Source organism: Streptomyces physcomitrii, assembly GCF_012273655.1.
Classification (GTDB): domain Bacteria; phylum Actinomycetota; class Actinomycetes; order Streptomycetales; family Streptomycetaceae; genus Streptomyces; species Streptomyces physcomitrii.
The window spans coordinates 83,133-92,683 of sequence record NZ_JAAWWP010000025.1; the positions used below are offsets into that span (position 1 = coordinate 83,133).

6 protein-coding genes and 2 pseudogenes are annotated in these 9,551 nt (G+C 74.2%); 2 read left to right on the forward strand and 6 right to left on the reverse strand.

All coding sequences use genetic code 11. The annotated features are described in order from the left end of the window. The first annotated feature begins 31 nt into the window (after positions 1-31). Entirely contained in the window at positions 32-829 is a 798-nt protein-coding gene (locus HFV08_RS28195) for a C40 family peptidase (RefSeq protein ID WP_168543275.1), read from the forward strand. Between the two features lie 586 nt (positions 830-1,415). On the opposite strand, the gene HFV08_RS28200 is transcribed toward HFV08_RS28195, so the two are convergent. Further along, a complete protein-coding gene (locus HFV08_RS28200) occupies positions 1,416-2,699 on the reverse strand; it encodes a geranylgeranyl reductase family protein (protein ID WP_040249606.1) in 1,284 nt (427 codons plus the stop codon). 121 nt (positions 2,700-2,820) lie between these two features. Here HFV08_RS28200 and HFV08_RS28205 point away from each other — a divergent pair, with 121 nt between their 5' ends. Next, complete coding sequence (locus HFV08_RS28205) at positions 2,821-3,381, forward strand: GNAT family N-acetyltransferase (protein WP_376770746.1); 561 nt, start codon at positions 2,821-2,823, stop codon at positions 3,379-3,381. Between the two features lie 49 nt (positions 3,382-3,430). On the opposite strand, the gene HFV08_RS28210 is transcribed toward HFV08_RS28205, so the two are convergent. The 5 genes and pseudogenes from HFV08_RS28210 to HFV08_RS28225 all read right to left on the reverse strand — a co-directional run. Next, positions 3,431-5,914 (reverse strand): serine/threonine kinase C-terminal domain-containing protein, encoded by a 2,484-nt coding sequence (locus HFV08_RS28210; protein WP_246342142.1) that lies wholly within the window; start codon positions 5,912-5,914, stop codon positions 3,431-3,433. An 858-nt stretch (positions 5,915-6,772) separates the two neighbouring features. After that, positions 6,773-6,838, reverse strand: a pseudogene (locus HFV08_RS32615) (zinc-ribbon domain-containing protein); the annotation flags it as partial. A gap of 518 nt (positions 6,839-7,356) precedes the next feature. Further along, a complete protein-coding gene (locus HFV08_RS28215; protein ID WP_168543278.1) occupies positions 7,357-8,052 on the reverse strand; it encodes a demethylmenaquinone methyltransferase in 696 nt (231 codons plus the stop codon). A 538-nt stretch (positions 8,053-8,590) separates the two neighbouring features. Continuing rightward, positions 8,591-8,986: pseudogene (locus HFV08_RS28220) on the reverse strand (imidazolonepropionase-like domain-containing protein); the annotation flags it as partial. 43 nt (positions 8,987-9,029) lie between these two features. Next, a partial coding sequence (locus tag HFV08_RS28225; RefSeq protein ID WP_376770747.1) for a radical SAM protein occupies positions 9,030-9,551 on the reverse strand: 522 nt, incomplete at its 5' end.

Below are 9,551 nucleotides of genomic sequence, written 5' to 3' on the forward strand. Positions count from 1 at the left end.
GTAACGGTGGAGCCCTGATAGCGGTTGTCCCATGTCCCACAGCGCTCACATACGCAGCCACCGGAAGCCCCGCCGCAGTCAGTCGAAGCTGGCACTGCGGGCCGGAGTTGCCGGTGGCTTCCTCAGCACCCTGGCAGTGGCCGGTGCGGCGGGCCCCGCGAACGCGGCGGAACCGGCCACCGAGACCATCGAGCTGCCCACCCTCACCGAGGGCCTGTCCACGCAGACCGCCGAGTCCGCCGCGCAGATCCAGCAGGCGGCCGACACCTACGAGCTGCAGGCCACCCGCGAGACCGCGACCGAACGCGCCGTGAAGCAGGCCAAGAAGGACCAGGCCGCCGCGGAACGCAAGGCCGAGGAGGCCAAGAAGAAGGCCGCCGAGGAGGCGAAGGAGAAGGCCGCCCGCGCGGCCGAGCAGCGGGCGAACCGTTCCTCCGCCCGCACCGCGCTCACCCCCGTCGCCACGCCGTCCAGCGGCAGCGTCAGCACGGTCATCTCCTTCCTCAAGGCCCAGCTCGGCAAGCCCTACGTCATGGGCGGCACCGGACCCAGCTCCTGGGACTGCTCCGGCCTCGTCCAGGCCGCCTTCCAGCAGGCCGGCGTCAGCCTCCCGCGCACCTCGCAGGAGCAGTCGACCGCGGGCACCCAGGTCTCGGTCTCCAGCGCCCAGGCCGGCGACATCCTGTACTGGGGCGGCGCGGGCAGCGCCCACCACGTCGGCGTCTACCTCGGCAACGGCCAGTACCTGGACGCCGCGAACCCCTCCAAGGGCGTCGTGATCCAGGACCTCTCGGGCTACCCGGCCAGCGGCGCGATCCGCGTCCTGTGAGCCACCGGACCCGCCACTGAACGACCGGGGTTCCGCACGGGCCCCGACGACACAGACGAAGGCCGCCTCTCCCCCACCGGGAGCGGCGGCCTTCGCCCGTATACGGGCTCCCGCGAATGTCGAGGGATTCCGCCCCGGTACGTACGCTTTCGCGCACTCCGAACAGCCGCCCCGCGGGGGCCCGTTCACGCCCCGGCAACCGCGCGTACCGCGACCGCGCCTCTCCCGGCGCCCGGAGAGCGCCCCTCAGAGGCCGGGGAACCGCCCGGGCCGCCCCGCCCCTCTCCCGGCCCCGTCGAGGCCGTCAGCGGCGGCCCCAGGGGCCCGGCAGGGCGGACGCGCCGCGGAACGAGGGGCGGGCGGCGGCCCGATCAGGGATCCGGCACCCCGATAAGCCCCGCTCTGCACCGATTTACCCCCGCCGCCGGACAGATCGACGCCCGGCGCCGGCAGGTCCACACCCGCAGTCGGCCAGGCCCCCGCAACGCGGACGGCCCGGCCCGCCCCCCCTCGGGGACGAACCGGGCCGCAGAGCCGTGCGCGTACGTACCGGAACCGGCGCGCGGACGGCGGGGACTCGGGGCGCTCAGGCCTTCGGGGCCACCCGGCTCAGGCCGTTGATGATGCGGTCCATCGCGTCGCCGCCGCTCGGGTCGGTGAGGTTGGCGAGCATCTTCAGGGTGAACTTCATCAGCAGCGGGTGGGTGAGACCGCGCTCGGCGGCGATCCTCATGACCTTGGGGTTGCCGATCAGCTTCACGAAGGCGCGGCCGAGCGTGTAGTAGCCGCCGTAGGTCTGCTTGAGGACCTTCGGGTAGTTCTGCAGGGCGAGTTCGCGCTGCTCGCGGGTGGCGCGGGCGTGCGCCTGGACCACCACGTCCGCGGCGATCTGGCCGGACTCCATGGCGTACGCGATGCCCTCGCCGTTGAACGGGTTCACCAGTCCGCCCGCGTCGCCGACCAGCATCAGGCCCTTGGTGTAGTGCGGCTGGCGGTTGAAGGCCATCGGGAGGGCGGCACCGCGGATCGGCCCTGTCATGTTCTCCTCGGTGTAGCCCCAGTCCTCGGGCAGCGAGGCGCACCAGGTCTTGAGGACCTCGCGCCAGTCCAGCTCCTTGAAGGCGGCGGTGGTGTTGAGGACGCCGAGGCCGACGTTGGAGGTGCCGTCGCCCATGCCGAAGATCCAGCCGTAGCCGGGCAGCAGCCGCTCCTGGCCGTCGCGCCGGTCCCACAGCTCCAGCCAGGACTCCAGGTAGTCGTCGTCGTGCCGGGGCGAGGTGAAGTAGGTGCGCACCGCGACGCCCATCGGCCGGTCCTCGCGGCGGTGCAGGCCCATCTGCAGGGAGATCCGCGTGGAGTTGCCGTCCGCGGCGATGACCAGCGGGGCGTGGAAGCTGACCTCCTTCTTGTCCTCGCCGAGCTTGGCGCGCACCCCGGTGATGTGCCCGGTGCGCTCGTCGGTGATCGGGGAGCCGACGTTGCAGCGCTCGTGGAGGCGGGCCCCGGCCTTCTGCGCCTGGCGGGCGAGCTGCTCGTCGAAGTCGTCGCGTTTGCGCACCAGGCCGTAGTCCGGGTACGTCGCCAGATCGGGCCAGTCGAGCTGGAGCCGGACGCCGCCGCCGATGATCCGCAGGCCCTTGTTGCGCAGCCAGCCCGCCTCCTCGGAGATGTCGATCCCCATCGCGACGAGCTGCTTGACGGCACGCGGTGTCAGCCCGTCGCCGCAGACCTTCTCGCGCGGAAAGGCCGTCTTCTCCAGGAGCAGGACGTCGAGTCCGGCCTTGGCGAGGTGATAGGCGGTCGTCGAACCGGCGGGGCCGGCCCCTACGACGATGACATCCGCGGAGTTGTCGGCAAGAAGCTCGGTCACGGCGGGCACTCCCCACTGTCGGAATTCTCGGGCCATGGGTTTTCAGTATTCCGCGTGCCGAGGGGCACAGGACACGGGCAGTCTATTCAGCGGCACCGCTCACCCAGCCGAAGGGCCGCTCGTGACAGAACCGAGAACACCGGGCTCGCTGACCGCACCGCGCACCGCGGTGGCGCCGGACCGGCCGCTTCCCGCGGTCGACCTGCGGGTTCCCACCGACGAGGACGCCTACGCCTGGCATCGCGTCTTCGCCGACCCCGAGGTCATGGAATTCCACGGCGGCCGCTCCGCGGAGCTGTCCGTCTACGAGGAGCTGACCGCCCGGCAGCGCCGCCACGACGCCGAGCGCGGCTTCTGCCTGTGGACCATGCTCGGCCCCGGCGGCGAGGTCCTCGGCTTCACCGGCGCCCAGCCCTGGCCGCACAGCTGGGGCCCCGAGGGCGAGATCGAGATCGGCTGGCGGCTCGGCCGGGACCACTGGGGCCGGGGCTATGCCACCGCCGCCGCCGAGGCCACCCTGGAGCGGCTGCGCGCGGCGGGCGTCGGCCGGGTCGTCGCCATGGTGGACGCCCGCAACGCGCGCTCGGTGGCGGTCACCCGCCGCCTCGGCATGGAGCTCGCGGAGACCTTCCTGACCCCGGTCTCCCGGCGCGAGGGCCACTGCTACCGGCTGGCGCTGTGACGCCGGGCGCCGGGGCGGGCGGCACTCCCCCGCCCCGGCGCCCGCCCGCTCAGCCGCTGCCGGACAGCCGCCAGGTGCCGAGGGCCGTGTCGAAGGCACCGCTCAGGGTGGTGTCCCAGTCCTCGTCGGGCCCGAGCAGCTGGGTGGCGTACTCGGTGCCCGAACTGTCCACGTATCCCTGGTCCTTGGCGTGGATCAGCCGCCCCGCCTCATCGGTGTAGGTGTACTCCCAGAGGGCCCCGGACCGCCCCTGGAAGATGTTCGGCTCCAGCCGGATCCGCCGGTAGTCCCCGTGCCGCTTCTTCGCGGTCCGCTCCATGCTGAGGAAGTTGTCGTACGAGGTGTACCCGGCGTCGGTGATCACCCCGACCACGAAGCTCTCCGGCCCGGCGGAGGGGGCGAAGACGGTCTGGGTGCCGCGCTCGACCTTGCGCTTCTGCCAGCCGTCCGGCACCGCGAAGGAGTAGCCCATCGGGCTGGACACCTCGTGGTACCCGGCGGGCACGCTCGCCGCCCCCGTGGGCTCCTCGGCGACATCCGGGTCCTGGGTCCCGGGGTCCTGGGTTCCCGGATCCCCGGTCGCCGGGTCCCCCGCCGGGTCCTCGGCCCCGGCCGGATCGTCCGTGGCGCCCCCGGCCGGGTCCTCGCGGTCCTCGCCGGGCCGGGAGGGCCCGGAACCGGCCTTGTCGTCGCGCTGCTTCCCGTCGCCGCCGTCCCGGTCCCAGAGGACCACCCCGGCCGCGGCGCCCCCGCCGAGCAGCAGCGCGCAGACCAGCGTCGCCGACCACACCACGGCCGGACTCCGCCGCCGGCCCCCACCCGGCCCACGCCCCGCGCCCGCCTCGACGGGGCCGAGCTGATAGGGCCCCGGGTACGGCCCGGGCACCTGCTCGGCGGGGTACGCGTACGGGTACGGGTACGGGGTGGGGGCCTGCTCGGCGGGGTGGGCCTGCTGGGGGGTGAGGGCAACTGGGGCCGGGGTGGCGGGAGTTGCGGGTGGGGTGGGTGAGGTGGGTGGAGTGGGTGAGGTGAGGGCGGCAGGTGTGCCGGGGGCTGCTGATGCGGCGGGAGTTGCCGGTGCGGCGGAGATTGCCGGTGCGGCGGGAGTGGCCGATGTGGAGGGTGGGGTGCCCGGGGCCGCGAAGGCTCCGGGGGCCGGGGGGACGGTCGGGGCTCCGGTGGTGCCCGGGGCCATGGGTGTGCCGGGGGCCGCAGCCACGCCCGGGGCCTGGCCGCCGCTCGGGGAGAGGCGGAGCAGGAAGGGGGCGAGGAAGGTGGCCGCGCCGATCCACAGCAGGCCGAAGAGCATCGCCTCCGGGAACGGCGTACCGGCCTCGACGGAACCGCCGCCCCCGGGGCCGCCCGGGCTCGCCGCGCCCTCGACCCCGATGCCGCCGAGGGCGACGAGGAGCAGGAAGCCGAGGTAGCTCAGGCCCGCCGCGAGCAGCTGTTCGCCGCGCCCGGCGGAGCGGCGGGCGGTGACGATCCCGATGAGCAGCGCGCAGACGGTGCCGAGCGCGAGCGCGCCCACGACGGCACCGGAACTCGTCACCTCCGCCAGCTCCGAGAGGCCGAAGCTCGCCCGGTCGGAGCCGCCGCCGAGGCCCCTCGACCCGGAGGCCTCGGCCTCCACGGGCGCGCCCCAGGCGAGGGAGAGGCCGCTGACGGCGATGTTGGGCAGCAGGAGCAGGGCGGCGAGCAGCGGGCTGATCCCGCTGCCGTTCAGATCGGTCAGCTCGTCCAGGTCGTCGACCTGGGTGAGGGCGAGGAAGGCGACCAGGGCGCTGAGCGCGAGCGCCGCGCCCAGGGCCCGCAGCGCGGTGCCGCCCGCCCGTAGCGCGGTCCGCGCACCCGGCCGCGCCGCCAGCCACCAGCGCAGCCGCTCGCGCTCCAGCATCCCGCCGCCGATCAGCAGGGCGAGCAGCAGCGCGCCCAGCGTCGACAGGAGGGGCGCGGAGCTGAGTTCGGCCTCCTGGAGGTCGGGCTGCGCCACCAGGGCCAGCACCAGGGTGCCCGCCCCCACCAGGAGGGCGAGGCGAACTGCCGCCTCCAGACCGGCGGTCGGACCCCAGGCCGCCCCGCCCTGCCGCAGCCGGCCGCGCAGCAGACGGACACCGAAGACCAGGGCGACGATCCACAGCAGGGTCACCGTGAAGGGCACCAGGGAGAGCGTGGCGCTGCCGGACAGCGCCTCCTCGGCGCCGCCTCCGCCGTAGACACCACCGGAGCCGTACGGCCCGTCCGAACCGCCGCCCGAGCCGAAGGGGTTGGCGGGCCGGTTCACCTCCACCCCGAGCGAGAAGCCGCCGCCGACCGACTTGAGCAGCAGGGCGAGCGCGATCCGCATCCGGTCGGTGTACCCGACGACCACCTCGTCCCCCTGCCCGTACTTGGGCAGGGCCAGCGCGAACGCCCCGAGGAGCAGCACCCCCAGCGGTACGAAGGCGGCTTGGGCGGCCCCGGCCCAGTCACCGCGCAGCATCCGCCCGAAGAACAGGCCGGCGGCGGAGGGTTGGGCGGGAGCGCCGGGCATCGGGGGCTGCGCGGGCGGAGTGGGAAGGGCCGACGGGCCCGACGGGGCCGAGAGTCCGGTCACCGTGGGCGGGTGCGCGGGGGGTTGCTGCGGGGTCGGAGGGGTCTGGGCGGGGGCGGGCGGGGACTGCTCGGGCGGGCTCGGGGCGGTGCCCGGGCGGCCCGAACTGGCGTCCTCCGTACCGGACTTCGCGGTTGGAGGCGCTATGGATGGGGGCTCTGTGGGTGGGGCCTCCGCGGACGGGGCCTCGGTGGGCGGGGGCGTCGTAGGAGAGGTCTTCACGAGCGGGGTGGGCTTCGTCAGCGGTGTGGGCTTCGCGGACGGAGTGGCCTCGGCTGGTGAGGCCGTGGCAGACCCCGAGTCGGACCCGGCGGACGGGGCCGTGGCCGAGCCGGAGTCGGCACCAGCGGACGGAGCCGTGGCAGAGCCAGAGGACGGAGCAGTGGCAGCGTCGGAGTCGGCCCCGGAGGACGGAGGAGCGGCAGCGTCGGAGTCGGCCCCGGTGAGTGGTGCCGCAGGCGAGTCGGTCGCGGTGGGCGGGTGCTCCGGGGTGGCCGAACTGCCCTTCCCCGCCTGAGAGTCGGCGTCCTCCGCGACCACGGTCACCTCGGTGATGAACGCGGCGTGGACCGTTTCCCCGGGCCGGGGGCCGCCCGCGTCCGGCCGGCCGTGCGAGTCCTCGGGTTCCGCCAAGTCCCCCGGGTTCTGCGGGAGTTCGCGGTCCTCCGGGCCTCCGTCACCGCTCGGCTGACCGGAGTCGGCGGCGGAGTCGGCGGGGTCGGCGGAGGCGGGCCGGTCGGCTTCGGGGGCGGCTCCTGAGGCGGGGGCGGTCTCGGCCGCCTCCGGTCTGCGCTGACGCCCGCACTGCATGCAGTAACGGGCCTCGTCGGGAGCCTGGGCACCGCAGTGCGGGCAGGACGCCATGGGGATGCTCCGAGTGAGGCGTTGAGCGGACGGGGAGGCGAACCCACCGGGGCCGGGGCCCCGGTGACGGCGCGTCACGAGCGGATGACACGCCCACGGGTTCGTGAACAACGGACATATTTCCCGGGGGTTCCGGTTCCCGTGATCACCAGGAAATCCCGGAACCGCCGGGATAGGTAAGGGAGTTGGCAGGACGGCACGCTCAAGGCCGGGTCGAACGCCGCCCCTTGGTATCCGGGACGGGAAGCGCGAGAGCGAGGAGACCGCGCAACCACCGCCCGATCGGCGGGAGTTGCCACCACCGGCTACGGCAAGGCAGAGAGTCCCGCTGCGACGAGGCCAGGAGCCCCGCTGCCGCACCACTGGGAGCCTGGCCTACCGCAAGGCCGGGACCACCGGCTGCCGGTAAGGCCGGGGCCTCCGGCTGCCGGAAAGCGGGGCCTCCGGCTGCCGGGACCTTCCGCTGTCGGAAGGCCGCAAGGCGCCTCCCCCGACCGCCGAGGGACGCCCCCGCCCTCTCAGCCCTGCTTGACCCCGCGATGCAGGGCCACGATCCCCCCGCTGAGATTGCGCCAGGCCACCTTCGACCAGCCGGCCTTCTGCAGCAGGGCGGCCAGCGCGGGCTGGTCGGGCCAGGCGCGGATCGACTCGGCGAGGTAGACGTACGCCTCCGGGTTGGAGGAGACCGCGCGGGCCACCGGCGGCAGGGCGCGCATCAGGTACTCGGTGTAGACGGTGCGGAAGGGGGCCCAGGTCGGCTGCGAGAACTCGCAGATGACGACCCGGCCGCCGGGGCGGGTCACCCGGTACAGCTCGCGCAGCGCGGACTCGGTGGCCTGGACGTTGCGCAGGCCGAAGGAGATGGTGACGGCGTCGAAGGTGTCGTCCTGGAACGGCAGCTTGGTCGCGTCACCCGCGGTGAGCGGCAGCCAGGGGTGGCGGCGCTTGCCGACCTGGAGCATGCCGAGGGAGAAGTCGCAGGGCACCACGTAGGCGCCGGTCTGCGCGAAGGGCAGCGAGGAGGTGGCGGTGCCGGCGGCGAGGTCCAGGATCTTCTGGGCCGGGCGGGCGTCCACAGCCTTGGCCACCTCGCGGCGCCACAACCGGGCCTGCCCGAGCGACAGCACGTCGTTGGTGAGGTCGTACCGGTCCGCCACGTCGTCGAACATCGAGGCGACTTCGTGCGGCTGCTTGTCCAGGGATGCGCGGGTCACGCACCCATTGTGGCAGCAAGCCCCCGGCTCACCGGCGGCGGTGCACCAACCGCCCGCCGAGCACCGTGGCCACACAGCAGGAGCCGCCCCGCTCGGCGAGTTCCCGGAGGTCCGCGGCGTCGAAGACGGCGAAGGCCGCCGGACCGCCCGCGACCAGCCGCGCCCCGGTGACCACCGGCACCCCGCAGGCGTACGGATCGAACACGGACCACCCGCCCTCACCCGGACCGGTCGCACTGCCAGAACCGGCCGCACTGCCCGGACCAGCCGCACTGCCCGGACCAGCCGTCCTGCCCGGACGGGCCGCGCTCCCGGTGACGGCCGCCGTATCGGTGCCGGTCGCAATATCGGTGCTGATCGCCGCATCAGTGCCGATCGCCACATCTGTGCCGATCGCCGCATCTGTGCCGGTGCCCGGCCGGGTCCCGCTCTCCGTGCCGCTGACGGTCGCGGTCCCGGCACCGGTACTGATCCCCGTGCCGACTCCGGGCATGTGGACGGCCGCCCCCTCCGACCCCCCGGTCCAGGCCACCTGGGTCAGCCCGGAGCGCCGTACCGCGTCCAGGGCGGCGCGCAGCCGCAGTTCACCCGCAAGGGCGACCACACCGTGGGCGAGCAGCCGCTGGACTCCGCGCCGGGCGCTGGCGCCCGGCCGGGAGGGGTCGGCGGCGAGGAGTTCCGCCGCGGCCGCGCCGGTCAGCGGCTCGGTGCCGAGGTCGGCGGCCTCGCGCGGATCGGGATGGTAGGTCCGCTCCAGGAGTTCCGGCCCGAAGGGGTGCACAAGGCCGGGCGTGAGGAGTCCGGGCCACCGCCGCTCCCGCGCCCCCGGGTACGCGGCGGCCAGCTCCTCACCCGGCCCGACCGCCTCGATCCGCGCACCGGAGATGAGGACCGCGGTGCCGGGCGAGGCCTCGGCCAGGTGCAGGGTCAGCATCGCGTGGTCCGCCTCCGGGCGGCCCGGCCCGGATCGGGGCCGGTCAGTTGGGGGCCAGCAGCTTGAGTTCGGGGTGGGCGGTGCCGCCCTCGATGGCGGTGGAGGAGATGTGCGAGACCACGCGGTCGTCGACCGGGTCGTTCGCCGGGTCCTCGTGGACCACCAAGTGCTCGTAGGTGGTGGCCCGCTGCGCGGGAACCCGGCCCGCACGGCGGATCAGATCGATGATCTCCAGGCGGTTGGAGCGGTGCTTGGCACCGGCCGAGGAGACCACGTTCTCCTCCAGCATGATCGAACCCAGGTCGTCCGCACCGTAGTGCAGCGACAGCTGCCCGATCTCCTTGCCCGTGGTCAGCCACGAACCCTGGATGTGCGCCACGTTGTCCAGGTAGAGCCGCGCCACCGCGAGGATCCGCAGGTACTCGAAGACCGTGGCCTGGGTGCGGCCCTTCAGGTGGTTGTTCTCGGGCTGGTAGGTGTACGGGATGAAGGCGCGGAAGCCGCCGGTGCGGTCCTGCACGTCGCGGATCATCCGCAGGTGCTCGATGCGCTCGGCGTTGGTCTC

Bases quoted from the DNA above. Each gene is read 5' to 3' on its own strand.
- HFV08_RS28210 (WP_246342142.1), bottom strand. From the start codon at position 5,914: ATGCCCGGCGCTCCCGCCCAACCCTCCGCCGCCGGCCTGTTCTTCGGG.
- HFV08_RS28195 (WP_168543275.1), top strand. From the start codon at position 32: ATGTCCCACAGCGCTCACATACGCAGCCACCGGAAGCCCCGCCGCAGT.